This is a genomic window from Shewanella halotolerans (assembly GCF_019457535.1).
Lineage (GTDB): Bacteria > Pseudomonadota > Gammaproteobacteria > Enterobacterales > Shewanellaceae > Shewanella > Shewanella halotolerans.
The window spans coordinates 3,319,879-3,340,738 of record NZ_CP080417.1; the positions used below are offsets into that span (position 1 = coordinate 3,319,879).

At 53.1% G+C, this 20,860-nt stretch carries 21 protein-coding genes and 2 tRNA genes; 11 read left to right on the top strand and 12 right to left on the bottom strand.

The window, feature by feature from the left end; all coding sequences use genetic code 11:
* The first annotated feature begins 12 nt into the window (after positions 1-12).
* The 7 genes from proC (at position 13) to K0H81_RS14445 (ending at position 6,108) form a co-directional block, all read left to right on the top strand.
* Positions 13-831 (top strand): pyrroline-5-carboxylate reductase, encoded by an 819-nt coding sequence (proC, locus tag K0H81_RS14415; RefSeq protein ID WP_220058770.1) that lies wholly within the window; start codon positions 13-15, stop codon positions 829-831.
* A 59-nt stretch (positions 832-890) separates the two neighbouring features.
* Positions 891-1,439, top strand: a complete 549-nt coding sequence (locus tag K0H81_RS14420) for a YggT family protein (protein WP_144201230.1) — start codon at positions 891-893, stop codon at positions 1,437-1,439.
* Positions 1,440-1,730, top strand: a complete 291-nt coding sequence (gene yggU / locus K0H81_RS14425) for a DUF167 family protein YggU (RefSeq protein ID WP_220044600.1) — start codon at positions 1,440-1,442, stop codon at positions 1,728-1,730.
* Between the two features lie 86 nt (positions 1,731-1,816).
* On the top strand, positions 1,817-2,251 hold the full coding sequence (locus tag K0H81_RS14430; RefSeq protein WP_011864937.1) for a DUF4426 domain-containing protein: 435 nt from the start codon (positions 1,817-1,819) through the stop codon (positions 2,249-2,251).
* Positions 2,252-2,392: 141 nt separating this feature from the next.
* Positions 2,393-2,992, top strand: coding sequence for an RdgB/HAM1 family non-canonical purine NTP pyrophosphatase (gene rdgB / locus K0H81_RS14435; protein WP_220058771.1), 600 nt, complete (start codon positions 2,393-2,395; stop codon positions 2,990-2,992).
* Positions 2,992-4,131 (top strand): radical SAM family heme chaperone HemW, encoded by a 1,140-nt coding sequence (gene hemW / locus K0H81_RS14440; RefSeq protein WP_220058772.1) that lies wholly within the window; start codon positions 2,992-2,994, stop codon positions 4,129-4,131. The genes rdgB and hemW overlap by 1 nt, the downstream gene beginning before the upstream one ends.
* A 135-nt stretch (positions 4,132-4,266) precedes the next feature.
* Positions 4,267-6,108, top strand: coding sequence for a DUF885 domain-containing protein (locus K0H81_RS14445; RefSeq protein ID WP_220058773.1), 1,842 nt, complete (start codon positions 4,267-4,269; stop codon positions 6,106-6,108).
* Between the two features lie 146 nt (positions 6,109-6,254).
* On the opposite strand, the gene K0H81_RS14450 is transcribed toward K0H81_RS14445, so the two are convergent.
* The 6 genes from K0H81_RS14450 to trmB all read right to left on the bottom strand — a co-directional run bounded on the left by K0H81_RS14450 (position 6,255) and on the right by trmB (position 12,101).
* Positions 6,255-6,959: a hypothetical protein gene (locus tag K0H81_RS14450; protein ID WP_220058774.1), complete on the bottom strand. Its 705-nt coding sequence runs from the start codon at positions 6,957-6,959 to the stop codon at positions 6,255-6,257.
* A 698-nt stretch (positions 6,960-7,657) separates the two neighbouring features.
* A complete protein-coding gene (locus K0H81_RS14455; RefSeq protein ID WP_011864932.1) occupies positions 7,658-8,599 on the bottom strand; it encodes a LysR family transcriptional regulator in 942 nt (313 codons plus the stop codon).
* A 345-nt stretch (positions 8,600-8,944) separates the two neighbouring features.
* Positions 8,945-9,775 (bottom strand): YggN family protein, encoded by an 831-nt coding sequence (locus K0H81_RS14460; protein WP_220058775.1) that lies wholly within the window; start codon positions 9,773-9,775, stop codon positions 8,945-8,947.
* A 310-nt stretch (positions 9,776-10,085) separates the two neighbouring features.
* Positions 10,086-11,000, bottom strand: coding sequence for a glutaminase B (gene glsB / locus K0H81_RS14465; protein WP_011864930.1), 915 nt, complete (start codon positions 10,998-11,000; stop codon positions 10,086-10,088).
* Positions 11,000-11,323, bottom strand: a complete 324-nt coding sequence (locus K0H81_RS14470; protein WP_011864929.1) for a YggL family protein — start codon at positions 11,321-11,323, stop codon at positions 11,000-11,002. Before K0H81_RS14470 ends, glsB begins: the two co-directional genes overlap by 1 nt.
* Before the next feature lie 61 nt (positions 11,324-11,384).
* On the bottom strand, positions 11,385-12,101 hold the full coding sequence (gene trmB / locus K0H81_RS14475) for a tRNA (guanosine(46)-N7)-methyltransferase TrmB (protein ID WP_220058776.1): 717 nt from the start codon (positions 12,099-12,101) through the stop codon (positions 11,385-11,387).
* A 283-nt stretch (positions 12,102-12,384) separates the two neighbouring features.
* On the opposite strand from trmB, the gene mutY reads away from it, so the two are divergent.
* Positions 12,385-13,443 (top strand): A/G-specific adenine glycosylase, encoded by a 1,059-nt coding sequence (mutY, locus tag K0H81_RS14480; RefSeq protein ID WP_220058777.1) that lies wholly within the window; start codon positions 12,385-12,387, stop codon positions 13,441-13,443.
* Positions 13,444-13,445: 2 nt separating this feature from the next.
* Positions 13,446-13,724: an oxidative damage protection protein gene (locus K0H81_RS14485; protein WP_011864926.1), complete on the top strand. Its 279-nt coding sequence runs from the start codon at positions 13,446-13,448 to the stop codon at positions 13,722-13,724.
* 75 nt (positions 13,725-13,799) lie between these two features.
* Here K0H81_RS14485 and K0H81_RS14490 read toward each other — a convergent pair whose 3' ends face one another.
* Complete coding sequence (locus K0H81_RS14490; protein WP_220058778.1) at positions 13,800-14,390, bottom strand: YceI family protein; 591 nt, start codon at positions 14,388-14,390, stop codon at positions 13,800-13,802.
* The gene (locus K0H81_RS14495; protein WP_220058779.1) at positions 14,387-14,941 is read right to left on the bottom strand and encodes a cytochrome b; all 555 of its coding nucleotides are present in this window, start codon (positions 14,939-14,941) and stop codon (positions 14,387-14,389) included. The genes K0H81_RS14490 and K0H81_RS14495 overlap by 4 nt, the downstream gene beginning before the upstream one ends.
* A 386-nt stretch (positions 14,942-15,327) precedes the next feature.
* Here K0H81_RS14495 and K0H81_RS14500 point away from each other — a divergent pair.
* Both K0H81_RS14500 and K0H81_RS14505 read left to right on the top strand, forming a co-directional pair.
* Positions 15,328-15,403, top strand: a tRNA-Phe gene (locus K0H81_RS14500).
* A gap of 7 nt (positions 15,404-15,410) precedes the next feature.
* Positions 15,411-15,486, top strand: a tRNA-Thr gene (locus tag K0H81_RS14505).
* Between the two features lie 191 nt (positions 15,487-15,677).
* Here K0H81_RS14505 and nagP read toward each other — a convergent pair.
* From nagP to nagK, 4 genes are all read right to left on the bottom strand, one after another.
* Entirely contained in the window at positions 15,678-16,982 is a 1,305-nt protein-coding gene (nagP, locus tag K0H81_RS14510; RefSeq protein WP_434086869.1) for an N-acetylglucosamine MFS transporter NagP, read from the bottom strand.
* A 212-nt stretch (positions 16,983-17,194) separates the two neighbouring features.
* Complete coding sequence (gene nagX, locus K0H81_RS14515; protein ID WP_220058781.1) at positions 17,195-18,358, bottom strand: transmembrane glucosamine N-acetyltransferase NagX; 1,164 nt, start codon at positions 18,356-18,358, stop codon at positions 17,195-17,197.
* A 169-nt stretch (positions 18,359-18,527) separates the two neighbouring features.
* Positions 18,528-19,658, bottom strand: a complete 1,131-nt coding sequence (nagA, locus tag K0H81_RS14520; protein ID WP_220058782.1) for an N-acetylglucosamine-6-phosphate deacetylase — start codon at positions 19,656-19,658, stop codon at positions 18,528-18,530.
* 108 nt (positions 19,659-19,766) lie between these two features.
* A complete protein-coding gene (gene nagK, locus K0H81_RS14525; protein ID WP_220058783.1) occupies positions 19,767-20,666 on the bottom strand; it encodes an N-acetylglucosamine kinase in 900 nt (299 codons plus the stop codon).
* Between the last annotated feature and the right edge of the window lie 194 nt (positions 20,667-20,860).

The following is a 20,860-nucleotide window of genomic DNA, read 5'->3' on the forward strand; positions in this document are numbered from 1 at the left end:
ATAGAGACCCTTATGACACAAAAGAAGATTTGCTTTATCGGCGCGGGCAACATGACCCGCAGTATCACCAGCGGCCTGGTCAAGGGCGGCTATGCACCAGAGCTTATTCACGCCACCAATCCCAGCGAGGCCAAGCTGGTCGCCCTGAAAAATGATTTAGGCATCCAAGTCTCCCACGACAACCTGCAGGCCGCCGATGAGGCCGACGTTATCGTGCTGGCGGTGAAACCTCAGCTGATGCAGCAGGTGTGCGAAGCGATGAGCGGACTCAACCTGAAAGACAAGCTTATCGTTACCATCGCCGCTGGGGTCACGGCCGAGCGCTACCACGCCTTCTTCAAGCAGCCGATTCAGCTTATCCGCACCATGCCCAATACCCCGACGCAGATAGGCCTTGGCATGACCGGGCTCTACGCCGAGCAGGGCGTGAGCGCGCAAGACCGCGAGCTGTGTGAGCAGCTGATGCAAACCGGCGGCGAAACCGTATGGGTCGAAAAGGAAGAGGATCTCAACCAGGTGATCGCCCTAGCGGGCAGCTCTCCAGCCTATTTTTTCCTTATGATGGAGGCTATGATTGACAGTGCCAAACAAGATGGCGTCGACGAGCAGACCGCCCGAGAGATGGTGCAGCAGGCAGCATTAGGCGCGGCCTCTATGGTGAAGCAGAACCCACAACTTTCGCCAGCGCAATTAAGGGAAAATGTCACCTCTAAGGGCGGCACCACGGCTCAGGCCCTAGCGGCGTTCGAGCGCGCCGGCCTGAGGGAGATAGTGCGCACCGCCATGCACGACTGCATGGACAGGGCTCAGGAGATGGCGAAGCAGTTTTAGGGCTGGCCTATATAGGTTTAACCCTAGTTTTATTCGATACAGCACAGTAGAGAAACACAATGGATGCATTAAGTTTTTTAGTGAACACCCTGTTTGACCTGTACCTCATGGTGGTCATCATTCGTATCTGGTTGCAGCTGGCCCGCGCCGATTTTTACAACCCATTCAGCCAGTTTGTGGTCAAGGCGACCCATCCCGTGGTCGGCCCCATGCGCCGCTTCCTGCCGCCACTGGGCGGCTTAGATACTGCCTCAGTGGTACTCGCCCTGGCGGTGGTGGTGATCAAGTTTGTGATCCTCAGCCTGATGGCGGGCGCCGCCATTAACCTGCCTATCATACTCCTGGTGGCGCTGGTCTCTGTGGTGAAACAGGCGGGCGTGTTGCTGTTCTGGATGCTTATCCTGCGCGCCATCCTCAGCTGGGTCAGCCAGGGCCACAATCCCATCGAGATGGTGATGGCGCAGCTGACCGAGCCGCTGGTCGCCCCGATTCGCCGGATCATCCCTCCCATGGGTGGCCTGGATTTCTCTGTGATGATCTTCATGTTCGGCCTGATCTTCATCAACAAGCTCTTATCTCAGTACGTTCCCTTCTGGGCCAACGTCTAGATGGCGGTTGTCACCAAAGAAGAGGACGACCTCGTCATCAGGCTCTATATCCAGCCTAAAGCCAGCCGGGACCAGATTGTTGGTCCCCACGGCGACGAGCTTAAGGTGGCCATTACCGCCCCGCCCATCGACGGCAAGGCCAATGCCCACCTGTGTAAGTTTCTGGCGAAGCAATTTAAGACGGCCAAGGGCAATATCCTTATCGAGAAGGGGGAACTTGGGCGCCACAAGCAGATCCGCGTGGTGATGCCAAAGGAGATCCCCGAGGCTATATCTGTCTTAATCCCATGAAATGTGTAAGCAAATAAACTAAGGCGCCGCAGCCTAAGACTTTAATAGCTATACTAGAATCAATTATCCCGTGACAGGAGTTCACCATGATACGTACCCTTTTTTGTGCCTTGGCGCTTACCCTGCTTAGCATGGGCAATGCCGCGGCGGAGCAGAAGCAGAGCGTCGGCAATTTCGATATCCACTATGTTGCCCTGGGCAGCACCTTTATTACCCCCTCTATCGCCAAGACCTATGGCATCAAGCGCAGCAGCTATACCGGCCTTATCAATATTTCTGTGCTCGATACCAGCGCCGAAGGCACGCCCGCCATTCCGGTAGAGATCTCGGGGATCGCCAACAACCTGCTCGATGCCAGGGTAGAGCTGACCTTCAAGGAGATCCGCGAAGGCGAGGCCATCTATTACATCGCCGAGGTGCCCTACCGGGACGATCAGGAGATCAACTTTCAGATAGCCATCAAGTATGGCAACAAGCTCAACACCCAGCTGAAGTTTAAGCAGAAGTTTTACGTCGATTAATCGGCCCCATTAAGCCAATTCAAACCCAGTTGAAGCCGCGCCCAGCGCGGCTTGTTGTTATTTAAGCAGATGCCCTATCGTTTCCCCGCCAGCTTGGGTATGATTGCGGCCATTGAAACCTGCCACCATGAGTCAGCGAAAATGAATCAAATCGTATTAGCCAGCGGCAACAAGGGAAAACTGAAAGAGTTTGCCGAGATCCTTGCCGAATTTGGCATCGAAGTCCTGCCACAGAGCCAATTTAATGTTCAAGAGGTTCCGGAAACCGGCACCACCTTCGTCGAGAACGCCATCATCAAGGCTCGCCACGCCGCACAGGTAACCGGCCTTGCAGCCATCGCCGACGATTCCGGCCTGGAAGTAGACGCCTTAGAGGGTGCCCCCGGCATCTACTCGGCCCGCTACGGCGGAGAAGGCGCGAGCGATAGCGACAACTACACTAAGCTGCTCGGCGCCCTGACTGACAACGACAAGCGCAGCGCACGTTTTCAGTGCATCCTGGTCTACATGCGCCACGCCAAAGACCCGACCCCCATCATCTGCCAGGCCTCATGGGAGGGCAGCATAGGCTTCGAGCCTAAGGGCGATAACGGTCATGGTTATGATCCAGTCTTTATTCCGGCCGAGCACGAGTGCAGCGCCGCCGAGCTAAGCAGCGATGAGAAGAATGCCCTCAGCCACAGAGGCAAGGCGATGCAACTGCTGCTAAGCGAACTCAAGGCCAAGGGTGTACTCGGCTAATGCTTACGCTTCCTCCGCTCAGTCTCTATATTCACATTCCCTGGTGCGTGCAGAAATGCCCCTACTGCGACTTCAACTCCCATGGCCAACATGGTGAGCTGCCGCAGCAGGAATATGTGGACGACCTGCTCAATGATCTGAAAAACGATGCGGCCTATGTACAGGGGCGCAGCCTGCACTCCATCTTTATCGGTGGCGGCACCCCATCACTGTTCGATGCAGGTCAGATAAAGCGACTGCTCGATGGCGTAAGGGCGCAGATCCCCTTTACGCCGGATATAGAGATCACCATGGAGGCCAACCCTGGCACTCTGGAGCACGATGACTTTAGCGCCTACTGCGCCGCCGGGGTGACTCGCCTCTCCATCGGCGTGCAGAGTTTTTCCAGCGATAAGCTGAATCTGCTAGGGCGAATTCACGACAAGCATGAGGCGGAAGTGGCGGCCACCAAGGCGGCCCAGGCCGGTTACCAGAGTTTTAACCTAGATCTCATGCACGGCCTGCCCAATCAGAGCTTCGAGGAAGCGATGCGGGATATCGACAAAGCAGCGGCCCTCAATCCGCCCCACTTGTCTTGGTATCAGCTCACCATAGAGCCCAATACCCTGTTTCACTCTAAGCCTCCCCAACTGCCGGACGACGAGGCGCTGTGGCAGATCTATGAGCAGGGCCAGCAGCGTCTGGCGGCGCTCGGCTATGAGCAATATGAGATCTCCGCCTACGCCAAGCCCGGCTATCAGTGTCGTCACAACCTCAACTACTGGCAGTTTGGTGACTATCTGGGGATCGGCTGTGGTGCCCACGGCAAGATCACCATGGCAGAAGATCAGCGCATCTACCGCACGGTGAAGATAAAGCATCCCAAGGGTTACCTGGGCGCCGATGACTATCTATTCGATAAGAGCGAGGTGCAGCCGGAAGACAGGGCGCTGGAATACCTGATGAACCGCCTGAGGCTGATGTCGCCCATTCCCAAGCGCGAGTTTGAAAGCCGCACAGGCCTCTCGGCAGAGGTGCTGGATGAAGGCATGGCGCGGGGCGCGGCCAAGGGGTTGGTCATCATAGAAGATGAACATTGGCAGCTCACGGCCAAGGGGCAGATGTTTGTCAACGAGCTACTTGGGCTATTTTGCGAATAATCTTTCCCCTCATTCGAGGGGAACAGAAACATTTTCTAACACTTAGTTTGCATATTTAATCGTCGGCTTTATTAGGATAACAGGCACTAATCAACAAACGCCAAGTTTGGCCAATAGAGTTAAGCCAATAAAGTCATGCCAATAAAAACAAAAACAACTATCCTCGCCATCTCTCTGGCGACACTCCTTTCTGGCGCAGTGCACGCCGCGCCAGTTTCACTCCCCCTACTTAGCGCCAGCGAACCCTTACAGAAGATTAGCGCCCAGGAATCGCAGAAGGCCAATCAACTGTTCGAAACCATCTTCATGGAAAACGTAATGGCCAGCCCCATCAGCCAGACCCATCTTGGGATCAAGACAGACTATGGCAAGTGGGATGAGCGCGGTGAAGCCGCCGATAAGAAGAGCCTGGCGAGAGATAAGCAGCATCTGGCCCAGCTTAAGCAGATAGACAAAAGCAAGTTAGATGCCCAGACCCTGCTTAGCTACGACCTGCTGACTCAGAAACTTGAGCAGAGCATCAGCGACTACAAGTGGCGCCTGTATACTTATCCGGTTAACCAGATGTATGGCGGCCACTCCATGGTGGCATCTTTCCTGATCAACCAACATCAGATAGACAGCGTCTCGGACGCCGAGGCCTATATCAGCCGCCTCAAGGGTGTGCCCCACTACATGCAGCAGTTGGAAGAAGCCCTAGAGGAGCGCGCCAAGGCGGGCATCATAGCGCCTAAGTTTGTGTTTGCCTATGTGCTGTCAGACAGTCGCAACATCATCAGCGGCGCCCCCTTCGATCAAAATGATGACAGTGCCATCTGGGCCGATTTTCAGCGCAAGGTAGCTAAACTTGCGATAGACGATGCCCAGCGCAATAAGCTACTCGATGAGGCCAAACAGGCGCTGACCGATCAGGTCAAGCCTGCCTATGACAAGCTTATCGCCTATGTCGAAACCCTGGAAAAGCGCGCCGACACCAAAGATGGTGTATGGAAGTTCAGAGACGGCGAGGCATTCTACAACAACGCCCTGGCTCGCACCACGACCACCCATATGACAGCCGATGAGATCCACCAGCTGGGGCTCGCAGAGGTGGATCGCATCCATCAGGAGATGCGCGCCATCATGAAGAAGGTCGGCTTCGAGGGCGATCTTAAGGCCTTCTTCAAGTTTATGCGTGAAGATAAGCAGTTCTACTATCCCGACACAGAAGAAGGCCGCACCGCCTATCTTGACGATGCCAAGGCATTGATAGATAACATCTCCTCTCGTCTGGATGAGGTGTTTTTTGTTAAGCCTAAGGCGCCCATGATAGTAAAACGGGTCGAGGCGTTCAGAGAGAAGTCGGCCGGTAAGGCCTTCTATAATCAGCCGACTCCGGATGGCAGCCGCCCAGGCACCTACTACGCCAACCTCTATGACATGGAGGCCATGCCCAAGTATCAGATGGAGGCGCTGGCCTACCACGAGGGTACTCCTGGCCATCATATGCAGATCGCCATCGCCCAGGAGCTACAGGGGATCCCTAAGTTCAGAAAGTTTGGCGGCTACACCGCCTACATAGAAGGCTGGGGCCTGTACAGCGAGTTCTTCCCTAAGGAGATGGGCCTGTATAAAGACCCCTACTCAGATTTTGGCCGCCTGGCCATGGAGCTATGGCGCTCATGTCGTCTGGTAGTAGATACTGGCATCCACGCCAAGCGTTGGACCCGCGAGCAAGGGATACAATACTATGTCAACAACACCCCTAATGCCGAGTCGGACGCCATCAAGATGGTGGAGCGTCATATCGTGATGCCATCACAGGCAACCGCCTACAAGATAGGCATGCTCAAGATTGTCGATATTCGCGAGAAGGCCAAGGCCATCATGGGCGATAAGTTCGATATTCGCGAGTTCCACACTCTGGTACTGAAGAACGGACCGCTGCCGCTGGATGTGCTGGAATCTAAGGTGATGAACTGGGCTCATAAGGCCTAATTTCTAAACCTCATCACTAGAGCCAGTATTCAAGGCATAGTTAGCCATAAGAAAGGCCGCTCTCAACCAGAACGGCCTTTTTAGTTTTATCGGCTAATTCTTCTGTTCTCAATCAAGGCTAACGCCTCTTAGCTGAGGATTAAGGCTTACTCGCTAAAACCCTTTCGGGTCACCTTGATAAGCTTGGTCAACTTGTTGGTGGGCGCCTCGGCCATCGCCTGCTGATCGCCATGGGTGAGATAGCTCAGCGACACACTCGAGGTCAGATCAAACGGCTCCGCGGTCTGCAAAGCGCTTATCTCGACCCTGTCTCCGATGAAGTAGCTGTCTAACTGCTCGATATCGCCAAGCTTATGATTGATGCTAAACAGCCCCAGATAGGCGAATACACCGCTGCCCTGATTGGAGACGAAGAAGGGCGCCACAAACAGCATCTCGTCGCTGTTTGTATCGGACACGCGCTCTTCTTCCCCATCGGCGACATGGTTCAGCGTCACTATCTTCATATAGTCCAGGTGCACACTGCCCCGCTCAGGGCCATCCTGGTAATCGCCGCTGGCAAAGCGTCTGTCGCCGCTCAGACTGATACTGGTGAGTCTCGCCTCGGCCTGAGACTCAGGCAGCTGGATAGACCAAGCCTTATGGGTCTTGATGCTAAAGAGGGTAAGCATCACCTTATCGACATCCTCATCTAAGGGGATGACACTGCCATCTTCCTTAACCACATAGAGATCGTCATTTGTAAAATTAAAACGATAGACACCCGCCAGCACCACTAGAACCAGCAAACCCACAATCAACAATAAGATCTTACGCGCCATAGACTTCCCTTTATCTCGCTTCACACTCATCGCGCCATGCCCTTTATGCAATGCCTCATACACGAAACGAGCTGAATTAAACAATATCAGCACGATACCCTGAGTAATACTCAGATACCATGCACAGCGCATTAAACTATCTTTATTTTTCAGTAATAAGACGCTAATTCGGCAAGATGAAGATGCTTGGTCAAAGCCAGAGCACTATGACAGAAGGCGGAAGCGACAGGAAAAGATTGGGCGGAGATCTGGACGCTTAATAATCCAAGGCCCTAAAAGAAAAATACCCCAGCAATCTTTGCTGGGGTAAACCAAAACTAGGATGATGGTTTTAAGGCTAGCATTGTTTTAGTTCTTAAACCGCTGCCAGCATTGATTCAAGATTGCAGTAACGCCGACCTGTGTAACCAAACGAGAGAGGGGTCATTCTCTGGCTCGGCTAACTGATTCAGGTCATCCCGATATCAACTGCCACCATTGTATTAAATTAAGAACAGACTGCAACGTGAATTCCTCTCAAGCTTTAGCTCAAGCTAAATAAGCCATCGCAAAACAGAGAGGTAATACCAGTGCAACTATATGATTATAAAAAGATAACCCCCGACATCAAAAATACCGGGGGTTATCGTCTTGTTATCAGAACAATGTTTTTAAGTTATTGATAACTGAAAATCGTAAAGACCTTAACAGCAACATGGATAAAATGCTGTTTTTTCAGCCAAATCCTGCTATTTACGCTGGGCATACAGGGCGGCGTATGGCTCGTCCCAATATGGTGGTGAACCGATATGATCCTTAATGAAGTCGATAAAGGCGCTCACCTTAGGTGCCAGGTGTTTACGTCTTGGGTAAACAGCCTGCAATGGCAGATGGTGAGTCAACTGCCATTCTGGCAATAAGGGAACCAGGGTGCCCTTCTCTATCTCATTCTCAAGCAGGTAACTGGCGAGATACACCACGCCCAGGCCGCTCACCGCGGCGGACTTAAGCGCAGGCGCGTTGTCGACCCTGAAGTTACCCGATACGCCAATTTCACAGTAATCGTCACCCTTCTTAAACTGCCACACGCTGTGCTCATGCCACTCGCCGTGATACACAAGGCAGTTATGGTCCACCAGCTGCTCTGGACGCTCAGGATAACCATGCTTGGCCACATACTCGGGAGATGCCGCCAACAGGAACTGACACTTCATCAGGGGTCTGGCCACCATGCCAAGCGGCAGCTGCTCAGACATGGTCAACAGGAGATCTAAGCCCTCACTGACCACATCCACCTTATGGTCCAACAGGCTAACCTGTAGCTCCAACTCAGGGTGTCTGGCCATAAAATCTGGTAAGGCTGGAATGATGTGCATGGTACCGAAGGATTGGGAGATCCCCACCTTGAGTACGCCGCGCGTGGCATCGTTGAGATTGTGTACGCTGGCGACTGCCTGATCGGCATCGCGAAGCAACTCTTCACCCTGGGCATAAAGCAGCTGTCCGGCCTCGGTTAAACTCAGACTCCGAGTGGTACGCTGTATCAGCTGAACACCTAATTTATGCTCAAGGTCGGCAACCTGAGTACTGACCTTTGATTTAGAAATCCCCAATTTTCGCGCGGCAGAGCTAAAGCTCCCGGCGCGAGCAACATGAGTAAAAATTGCAATAGGTTCTAAAAGTTCTAACATTTAAATAGCCTTAAGGTGTTTGCGACCCTATAAATACCAATTATAAATCATAGAGATACCTCCTAAGTGCGAAGTTATCCCCTTGACTATGCAGATTATTTTAAGAGTAGAGTCAGACTGTTAGCCATTTCGTTATCGAAATTTCGCCAGCATTGTTATTATTTTTTACAAGTATACCAAAGATTTGCTCTTTGATTCTAATACCTATTTTCTAGCCACTATACACCCAGTTAGGAGTAGAGGAAAAGTCATAACAATTGCAGGCCCAGAATAAAAAAAGCCCTGCACCCAAGGTAAGTGCAGGGAAATGTGGATGTTGCTATGCCAGAGGAAATCGTTTGCGGGCTATTCCCGCAGGGTTTGTTGCTTAGCGCTCACCAGTGGATAGTCACGTAGGACCGGGACTTCGCTGCGCATCTGAGACTCTAGAGCCGCCAGCTGCTGGAAGTTGTCACACAGCTTATCGGCGCGCGCCTCGAGATCTGTGGCCTGCTGTTCAATCTGGGCTTCGATATCGTCGCCCACCTTGTCCATCTTGGCCGAGAAGGCGTTCATCTTCTCCTCGAAACTCTCGCCGTCGCCCTTCATCATCTCGCTACCCAGGGTCATCATCATGCTGCCGATAGAGCTCTGCACCAGCTGCTCCATCTCTTGCTCGAACTCTTTGCCAAAGGTGTCTTCGATAGAAGATTCGGTGGCGCCCAGGTAGAACTTATCGCCATTTTGGTAAGCAACCTTGTCGATGCGCTTCGACATGCCGTCCATCATCTCATCTATCTTGGCTCCGGCGGCGTCACCCAGCAGCGGCGTGAGCGCCATGCTCACGGCGGTAGAGGCTATATCGACGGTGTCATGCACCACGTCGATCACCTCGGGAAGCTGCTTAGACACCTCACCGGCATATTGATTAACCAACGCCTGCTGCTTGTCGTTTAGCTCAACCTTGTCACCGTTAACGTAGAGACGGCCAAGCTCGATGCGATACACTTCTTTCTTCGCCTCACTGACCACCAACTTGCTAGGTTCGACGGAAACATCGTAATTGAGGCTCACCTCGCACTGTTTGTCATCCCGTCCAAAGGAGATGTGGTTATCTTTATCTTCACCGGCCCAGGCGGCGCTGGTGGTGGCAAGTACGAAAGCTGTCAGTCCAAGAGATGCGGTCAATTTCTTCATATTCTTATTCCTTAAGTCATCGAAAATCACATGATGAGAAGCTTAAGGTGCACCATGTGTCGTTGATGACTAACAATACAGGTATCGTGCCAATTTTAACTAATTAAATATAATCAATGGATTAGATAGAAGTGACGATGTAGGCCAAGGCTATAAGTCGGCTAGAGGCTAACAAAAGTAAAGCCTTCAACCAGTTTTTAGTAAATTTCACCATCGACGCGAATGCAGCTAAGACATGAAAAGTAGAATGCAGAGAAAGATAAAAACAAAGCAAAGAGTTAAATGAAAGAGCGCCTAATCAGGCGCTCTGTTAGAAGATAGAACGGCCCAAGGCTTGGGAGAGTTTCTCGAGTGCGGCGGTGCCCGCCAGGGAGTTACCGTTCTTATCTAGCTCGGGTGACCAAACACAGATGCTCATATCGCCCGGGATCACGGCGATGATGCCGCCACCCACGCCGCTCTTACCCGGCATGCCGACCCGATAGGCAAACTCCCCCGCACCGTCGTACAGACCAGATGTCGCCAGCAGCGCGTTTAGCTTACGTGTCTGTATGGGCGAGACCACCTGCTCTGCCGAGAGACTCTGGCCTCGGTTGGCCAGATAGAGCATGGCTTTAGATAGATCGGCGCAGCTCATCTTCAGCGCGCAGTAGTGGAAGTAGTTTCTCAGTACCCTATCGACATCGTTATTAAAGTTGCCGAAGGACTTCATCAGGTAAGCGATGGCCGCGTTGCGGGCGCTGTGCTCATATTCAGAGGCCGCGACACGCTTGTCATAAATCACATGGGGATTGGCGCTCAGCTTTCTGACCACCTCGAGCATACGATGCTTAGGCGCGCCGAGGCGACTCTGCAACAGATCGGCGATGATGAGTGCGCCGGCGTTGATGAAGGGATTTCTCGGCACTCCGCGCTCGAGCTCTATCTGCACCAGGGAGTTAAAGGACTGCCCCGAGGGCTCCTTACCGACGCGAGACCAGATCTCAGCCTCCTCGTACAGGGTCAGGGCGACCGTGAGGCTAAAGACCTTAGAGATACTCTGGATCGAAAAGGGCTCGAGATAGTCTCCAGCCCCTATGGTTTGACCATCGATTGTGGTCACGGCGATCCCAAGCTTGGTAGGATCCACCTCGGCCAAGGCGGGAATATAGTCGGCGACCTTGCCCTTTCCCAGCAGAGGACGCACCTGCTCGATAATAGTCTCGAGCAGGTCCTTCTGTGGCATTAGTTCCACCAGATGTCGTACAGCTCGCTGACCACGACGTCTTTTACCGGCTGACTCTTCCAAAAGTCACTCACGGCTTGTCTGTCTTCTTCGGTGCACTTGCCGATAGTTTGAGTGGCGATGATGCCTTCCCACTCTTTATGGCCGCCACCGTGGAAACCCAGCTTTCTCACCTCGATCACCTGGTCGATAAACTGATCGACGATAGCATCGATCTGCTCTTCGCTTACCGAATCATCGAAGGTCCAATTCACATCGAAGCCGAACTCTTGAAACTCATCAATGCGTAATTTTTTACGTAAACGACGACTACGTGTTGCCATGTGTATTCCCTCTTTTTATAGAAATTAAGCTTACTCGGTACGCTCGTTATAGAAATTAAGCTTACTCGGTACGCTCGAACATCAGATCCCAGACGCCATGCCCTAGACGGTGGCCCCTGGCCTCAAACTTGGTCAGCGGACGATGGTCGGGACGTGGCACGAAGTCGCCATCCTGCGCCTGGTTCTTATAGCCAGGCGCCGCATTCATTACCTCTAACATGTGCTCGCTGTAGTTTTCCCAATCGGTCGCCAGGTGGAACACACCACCTATCTTAAGGCAGCGACGAATAAGCTCGGCAAATTCCGGCTGAACGATGCGGCGCTTGTGATGACGCTTCTTGTGCCAAGGATCTGGGAAGAATAGCTGTACTCTCGCCAGGCTGCCGCTTTGGATGCTGTTTTCCAACACCTCGATGGCGTCATGGTGGAACACCCGCAGGTTAGTGACGCCGGCCTCAGCCGCATCAGCAAGACAGGCACCCACGCCAGGCTTGTGAACTTCGATACCGATAAAGTTAAGCTCGGGAGCCGCCTTAGCCATCTCAACCAGTGAGGCGCCCATGCCGAACCCAATTTCCAGCACGGTATCGGCTTCGCGGCCAAACACCTTGACCAGATCCAGTGGCTCGGGCGAGTAGTCCAGTCCCATCACAGGCCATTGCTGCTCCATCGCCTGCGCCTGGCCCTTGGTCAAACGTCCTTCACGTAAAACAAAGCTTCTCACTTTGCGAAGGTATTTACCCTCTTCGTTAAACTCTGCGGTGGTCACTTCGCTCATTATTTTTCAGCCTCAGATCTGCCATTGGTTGGCCATATAGCGCCGAGAAAAAGTCAGCGTCAAGCGACTCTAGGCTCGACTCACAAACTCATATGATCCCACGGGATCCTGACACTTATATGATTGGAAAATTATAAAAAGAAGGGCATTATCCAAAGTTACTGCGCTAAGGCAAGCCCTATGTTGCCAAAGTATACCAATTATCCCACGGCGTGCGAGCCATGCCGCCCTTGAGATGCCATTTTGGTTGAGAAAAACCTTGCCCCTCTATAGACTGAGCGCCATGAAAACAGAGCAATTTCACCAGCGCATCGTCACCTGGTACGACAAACACGGACGCAAGCATCTTCCCTGGCAACAAGATAAGACCCCTTATAAGGTATGGGTGTCCGAGATCATGTTGCAACAGACTCAGGTTGCCACCGTTATCCCCTACTTCGAAGCCTTTATGGCGCGTTTCCCCACTATCTTGGACTTGGCAAATGCCGATCAGGATGAGGTGCTGCACCACTGGACCGGCCTTGGCTATTACGCCAGGGCACGTAACCTACATAAGAGCGCCCAGCTGATCGCCAGCGACTATGATGGTGTATTCCCAACCCAGTTCGAGCAGGTACTCGCTCTGCCGGGCATTGGCCGCTCGACCGCAGGGGCGGTACTCTCACTCTCCCTTGGACAGCATCACCCCATATTAGATGGCAACGTCAAGCGAGTGCTTGCCAGACACGGTGCCATAGCCGGCTGGCCTGGTAAGCGCGAGGTGGAGGAGCAGCTATGGCAACTCACCAACAGCCTGACCCCCAAGACAGGCGTGACCCAATACAATCAGGCGATGATGGATATTGGCGCCAGCATCTGCACCCGCTCTAAACCCAAGTGCGAGCTGTGCCCCGTCGCCATCGACTGTAAGGCGCAGCTGATGGGCCGCCAGACTGAGTTTCCCGGCAAGAAACCGAAGAAGACGATTCCGGAAAAGCTCGGCTATATGCTAGTGATTAAAGATGACGATAGAGTGCTGATGAGCAAACGCCCACCGGCGGGGATCTGGGGCGGCCTATGGTGCTTCCCGCAGTTTGACAGCCAGGAGGCGCTCGAGGAGTTTGCCAAAACAAACGGGCTGACACTCGAAAGTCAGGAGCCGATAGACAGTTTTCGTCACACCTTCAGCCATTTCCATCTGGATATCAGCGCCTTTGTGGCACACCAGGCCACAAGCGCACATGAGATCATGGAAGAGAGCGGCTCTCTCTGGTATAACATAGCCAAGCCACCCAAGGTTGGTCTGGCCGCCGCCACCGAGCGGATCCTCACCAACTTAGGTTCAGTATCAAATAAGGAGTAATCATGGCGCGTACAGTGAACTGCCAGTATCTTAAGAAAGAGGCAGACGGCCTAGCCTTTCAGCTCTACCCGGGTGAACTCGGTAAGCGAATTTTTGACAACATCAGCCAGGAAGCCTGGTCGCTCTGGCAAGCCAAGCAGACCATGCTGATCAATGAGAAGAAACTCAACATGATGAATGTTGACGATCGCAAATTCCTCGAAGAGCAGATGGTTAACTTCCTGTTTGAGGGCAAAGAGGTCGAGATCGAAGGCTATGTGCCGCAAAAAGATGACGAGTAATAGATAGCTCGCTCTATAAAAGTAAAAAGCGCCAATGGGCGCTTTTTCTATAATGGGGACTTGCTTAAGCAGTCACTACTGACGAATGCCTTCTACCACGAGATCTAGGGTCACATGGCTGGACGCGGGGCCCAGATCCATCTTGATATCATAGTCCTTCAAGGCAAATTCAGTCTGGCCGACGAAACCGGCGCGGTAGCCACCCCAAGGGTCTTGTCCCTCACCAATAAACTTTGCATCGATTGCCACAGGCTTAGTCACCCCGTTAAGGGTCAGCATGCCATTGAGCACAAACTTGCCGTCACCCAGCTCTTTGACCGAGGTCGATTTAAAGCTAGCCTCTGGATACTTAGCCACATTAAGGAAGTCTTCGCTTCTCAGGTGCTTGTCACGCTCGGCGTGGTTAGAGTCGAGGCTCGCCGTGTTGATCGTTACATTTACCTTGGCATCACCTATATGCTTGCTATCGAAACTAAAGTCGCCAGCAAACTCGTTAAATCGCCCCACCACGAAGCTATAACCTAAGTGACTCACCTTAAACTGCACCGAGGCGTGGGCACCTTGGGTATCTATCACATAATCGGCGGCGTTGGCCGTAGCCGGTAACATGAATGCACCCGCGCCTAGTGTGCTAATAAGTGCGGCGCTCAATATAGCCTTCTTCATTGTGTCTCCTTAATGTTTAACATGCGTTTCAAGCTTGCGTCTTTGTCGATGAAATGGTGTTTAAGTGCCCCAAGGGCATGCAGAGTTACCAGGGCGATAAAACCATAGGCCAGATATTGATGTACCTTGCCGGCAATATCCGCCTGCCCCTCAAACAATAGCCCCAGGCTCGGCAGCTCGATGAGTGAGAAAACGCCAATGGCCCTGCCGTCGGCGGTCGAGATAAGATAGCCAGAAATCAAGATACCAAGCAGCATCAGATACAGCAGGCGATGCACCAGGCCCGCGGCCAGCTTCTCCCACCTTTGATGACCGGGGAGCGCCTTAGGCGCCGGGTTTAACCAACGCCACAGCAGACGGCACAGGGTTAACACCATCAGCAGCACGCCTATGCTCTTATGCAGATCCGGCGCTCGCTTATACCAGGCGCTGTAATAGGTCAGCTCGACCATCCACACGCCCAGGGCGAACAGCGTTAATACGGCAATCGCCGTCAGCCAATGCAGGCCTATGCTCACCAAGCCGTAGCGGCTCTGGGTATTCTTAAACACGATTCATCCTCATTTATCACTTAACACCATATTAACTTCGATTTATGTCGACGAATATCGCGTAATTTCGCCAATAAGCTTCTAATTTTTAGAAAGATGGTGTTAAGACAAACGTTACAAGTGGGGAGTTGGGAAATAAGACGCCTGAAAACGCGCCTTTAAGAACAAATAGTGGCTTAAATCTGGGTTTTAACCACAGCCACTGTGCTAAAAAACGGCATAAATGCCAAAAAGCCAGCACTTTGCACATTAACTAGCCATGCAGTTAAATTTCTCCAAAAAAGCGCTTGCAGGATAAATATCAGCGCTATATTATACGCGCACTCCAAACGGCAAGGGTCACAGAGACCTGGTTTGAAGTAGTTAACTAGACACTTAGTTTAGTTGCCCGAATAGCTCAGTCGGTAGAGCAGAGGATTGAAAATCCTCGTGTCCCTGGTTCGATTCCGGGTTCGGGCACCACAATTTAGCCGGCATAGCTCAGTTGGTAGAGCAACTGACTTGTAATCAGTAGGTCCCGAGTTCGACTCTTGGTGCCGGCACCATATAAAACAGCCTCGACAATGTCGGGGCTTTTTTATATCTGGAATTTACCACCCCTTGATGGGATTCATGGCACTCCTGATACAAACATCCCTTATCTTAATAAAGCCGTCATTAGCGAGTTGCCCCTTTTGATACTAGGCAACAAAAAAGGAGCACTAGGCTCCTTTTTTGATTAAGTATATTTTTAATATTACTTCCAGCTACGCATCTTATAGCCTTTAACCGCATAGAAGAGGATAAACAGGTAACAAGGCAACATCACCATATAGCCGCCCTGCTGACCAAGCGATGTGGCAGAGCTGGTTAATCCCCAGAACAGTGGACCGAATGCGCCGCCTGCTATGCCCATCACCAATAGCGCCGAGCCTGTGCTGGTCAGTTTGCCCATGCCAGATAGCGCCAGCGGCCATACCGCAGGCCAGACGATGGCGTTAGCCAAACCCAGGAAGGCGATCATCAACAGGGTATCTGGCAGCATGGCACCGCCGAAGGGAACCAGCAACACGTTGGCGATAGCATAGGACTCATTGTCACCAAATAAGATCCCCAGCGTCAGCAACAGGCCTAGTATCGCAGAGAGCATCAACGCCTTAGGCTGAGAGATGAAACGGGGAATGGTCAGGATACCCAGCGAGTAACCTATGACCATGCAGATCATGGTATAGGAGGTCATCACACCATAGTTCTCGACCCCGAGAGAGAGGGCGAAGGTGCCTATGGTATCGCCGGCGATCACTTCTACCGCCACATAGAAAAACAGTGCTACTACACCTAATGCCAGATTAGGATGAGACAGCGCCTCACGGGTATGGCCCTTGGTACCCTGCCCTTGCTCGTCTTCATTTTCAAGCTCTGGCAGAGGCGATTTCTTCACCAGCAGCGCCAGTACACCGATAAAGATAGCCATGCCCAGATATGGGAACACCAGGCCATTGGCCATCTCGTCGATCTGCGCCTGGGTCAGCTCAACGCCGACTCTGTCCTTAAAGCTGTCGAGGATCAGGGCGGTAAACACCAGCGGCGCGATCACCCCAGCGCCCTTGTTGAGGATCCCCATGACACTCACGCGAGCGGCGGCCGACTCCTCGGGACCAATTCTGACCACATAGGGATTCACCGCCGTCTGTAGCAGGGTCTGGCCCGTGCCCATCACCAGCTGAGCAAACAGAAATAGCACAAATACCTGCGTCTTGGCCGCGGGGATGAATAGCAGGCCAGCAATCATCATGATCCCCATGCCCATCGCCATCCCTGTCTTGTAACCCACCTTACGGATCACCCATGCCGAGGGCAATGCGGTAAAGGTCACGGCGATATAGAAGGAGAAGAGAATGAGGGAAGCTTGAAGCGGGGTGAGTTGCAGGATCTGCTTGAGGTAAGGCATCAAGGACCCGTTTAGCCAGGTCGCAAAACCCAGAATAAAGAAGAGTCCGGCAACGATCGCCATGGGGATCACGCTGCTGCGCTTACTTTCACTATTTAATGTCATTTCCATAAGCCTGTTTTCTTATAGTAATTAATCTTTGGATATCAGCTCAGTGATATCGGCTTGGTACATTACAGCTTGGGCGCAAGTTGCCCCCTTGTTTCATCGATGTTAAAACATAAACAGAAAAAAGACAACGCTGTCATTTTGGCTTTTTAGCCTTTACAGGCTAACACAGCGTTTTCCTTATTAAATTGCCCGAACATTATCCTCTACAAGACTTAAACCTTGATGAAGATGCCGCGCTTATACATCCAGTAGAGCAGCAGCCATTGCACCAAGAGCAAGGCGCAGGCTGACGCCAGAGGCTGCATCTCAATCGGCAGCGCATGTATCGCGCCGCCAAATAGGCTGCTGGCAAGGTAGTCCCATTTAACCAGGCTTGATGCCAAATAGATGATGATGGCATTGCAGCCTATGACCACGAAGGCAAATGCCAATCTGTGCAGCTTTACCACATCCACCAGCGCATAGAAGATGGCCAGTAAGATAAGGCTCCAGCCCAGGGTGACCATGACAAAACTACTGGTCCAGAGATCTTTGTTCACCGGAATATAAGGATTCATCAACCAGCCGAGCCCCAGGCTGAGCAAGCCAGCTAGTAACAGGATGCCAACCTTGGCCCACTCTCCCTTTGCTCCTCCCCACTTGAGATGAGGCTTAACGATGAAGCGACCGGTAAAGACACCGGCTAAGGCATTGACTATGGCTGGAAGCGTCGAGAGGATCCCCTCAGGGTCTGTCGCCCTGCCCTGATAGCTAATACCGGGCAGAAACTTGCCGTCCACATAGGCGTTGATCGAACCAGACATAGAGAAGTCCCCCGCCACGCCGCCAGGAACCGGCAGCCACAGCTGCACCGCGGCGTATCCGAGGAGTATACCGATGGCGACCAAGATCTGCGTCTTCAGCCCGGTATGCCACACCAGTAAGGCGGCGAAGAACCAGGCAAAGGCGATGCGTCCCAGCACGCTGGCATATCTCACCTCATCCGCCGCCATCGGCATGCCAGTGCCCCAGCCATGGTTATAGAGCACGCCAAACAGGAGAAGCAGCATCAGACGTTTTATCGCGTGGCGATAGAGGGGAAGGCGCTCGGGCCAGGGCATTGAATCCAGGCGTTTGGGCGATAGGCCTAAGGCGACGCCGGAGAGGAAGATAAATAGAGGAAAGATAAGATCATAGAAGGTAAAGCCGTGCCACTGACTGTGGTGCATCTGGGCATCGGCGATACGCCAGCCCTGCCAGCCAGTCCAGACGAGCAGCGCCGCAAACAATGCCTCGCCCCCCAGGATCCAGAACATATCGAAGCCCCTTAGGGCATCGAGCGACATCAGCCTATGTTTCGCGGCCGGTTTTGGATGGGTATCTGTTTTAGGTTCCATCAGGAGCCTCTCTCTTATCGTTATTATTATAAATCAAACACTAGGCTTAACCCGATCGGCACGAGCACTGAGCCGAATTAGCACCTTAATTACGAGCACAAATAGAGCGCTTGTTTCAGCGCCTTTTCCAATTCTCTAGCCCACGACGACTAGGCATCTAATGGGGGCGCTATGCCTGATAAACCAGCTGACCATCTATGTAAGTGCGCGCGACTTGATTATCGCTGCCCAGCAACACCATATCCGCCCTGGCGCCTATGGTAAACACGCCGCGCTGACGATGACCGATAAACTCGGCGGGATATCTAGCCGCCATCCGCAGCGCCTCTTCCTGGGTCACGCCTAGCATGCTAACGCTGTTGTTGACCGCGCCAATCATATCCAGCACGCAACCGGCAAGCTCGCCGGTTACGGCATTTAACCTGTCACCGCGGCGCACCACCTGGGTGCCAAACAGCTCGAAGCTGACGTTATCGTCCATGCCCACGGGCGGCATGGCGTCTGTCACCAGCATCACCTTGCCCCTTGGCTTGGCGGCAATAGCTACCTTAGCCGAGGCCGGATGCACATGGTGACCATCGACAATCAGGCCGCACCAGGCATCCTGACTTTCGAGCGCCGCGCCTACCATGCCCGGCGCCCTGGAATCCATGGGTGACATGGCGTTAAACAGGTGGGTGAAACCGGTAGCTCCCGCCTCAAGCGCCTTAATAACAGTGTCGTAGTCGGCATTAGAGTGACCGAGACAAACCCTGACGCCACATTCGACCAGGGCATGAATCACCTCTGGTGCGACGTTCTCCGGCGCCAGTGTTACTACCTTAGTCCCCAGATCATCACGGGCAAAAACCGCCAGCTCTTCATCTGAGATACGTCGAATATAATTAGCCGGATGGACGCCCTTCTTGGGCACACTGAGGTGCGGCCCCTCGAAATGGATCCCCAGCACGCCTGGCGTATTCAGCGCCAGCGCCTCGGCCACTGCATCGGCGGCGGCGCGCATTACCTCGATATCGTCGGTGATCAGGGTCGGCAAGAAGCCCGTGGTGCCAAATCTGGCATGGGCCTGGCCTATGGTCTTTATCTTCTCGACGCTGGGTGCGTCGTTAAACAGGGCACCGCCGCCGCCATTGACCTGAACATCGATAAAGCCAGGTACCAGGGTGCCGGCCAGCAAAATAGGCTCGACATCGCTCGCCCTATCGAAAGAGACGATACGCCCGTCCTCTATGGTGATGGCCTGGTTAAGGTGGAAGTGTTCGCCGTCAAATACCCGTTCGGCAATCAGTGTCTGTTTCATCGATTCGATTCCTGGCAAAACATCATCTACAACTCGTTAGCTTGGCTCACGCCTGACTGCTAAATCTTAACTGCTAAAACTTAAGTGCAAGAGCTTAACTGCAATAGCCTAACTACTAGAGCCTAGCTGCTGGCGCGCAAAATAGGCGGCGCCTAATTCGGGCGGGGCAAGGATTGGCGAGATCTTGTCGACCACCCGCCTATCCAACCAGGGAGCCAGAGGCTCGGCGAGGCCACCTATCATGGAGAAACGCGGCGGGTGGATCTCAAATAACTTGTGGGCCAAGGCACTGATATACGCGGCGCCCTCGACCACTATCGCCTTAGCCACCTCATCCTGGGCCTGTGCACAAGATAACACCGTGCGCGCCAGGGTGGCATAACAACCGGATGATTTGCCCGCCAGGTGCTCGACTATGCCCATTGCATCGTTCACCTTGAAGTGCTCCAACAAACGCTCGGTTAGCTGGGTAGCCGGGCCGAAGCCATCGAGATCTAACAATACCTGCTGCGCGGCCTGTATGCCAAGCCAGGCGCCACTGCCCTTATCGCCCAGGGCAAAGCCGTGTCCGCCTAGGCTCAAGGACTGCTCGCCCACGTGGGCATAGCCGCAGGAGCCGGTGCCTGTGATGATCACAGCGCCATCGCCACCTTTATGGGCACCGATGCAGGCGGTGTGCAGATCTGTGGTGACATGCATCTCAGCAAAGGGATGCTGCCATGCTTTGATCGCCTGATAGAGATGCGCGACATTGACTCCGGCCAGGCCTACGCCCGCCACCAGTTTCTTGCTGTCGCTCGCTTTTAGCCCGGCGTCTTGTAGGGCAAGCTCGGTCGCGCGCGAGATAGAGTCGAAGGTATGTGTCAGGCCGTAAAGCGGATTCGCACGCCCGGCCACACCAGTGCCGATCACACTGTCATCGGCGGCGTAGATAGTCGCGCGGCACTTGCTGCCACCACCATCTATGCCTATGACGAGGGCCTGTTCCTCTGTCTGGTTAAATCCCATTACCAACCTCTTTCACAGTTTTATTATCCAGGGCATCTAGCTTCGCCCGCCCTGCCCACTGACTAAGTTAATGTCATGTTACAACAAAAATGACAACGCTGTCATTTAAAATGTTCGCTAAATTTGTGACAGCAAACTTCTCGGTCACTGCCCGGCTAACGCCTCTAAGGCGCCCAGATTTTTATTTGCTATTT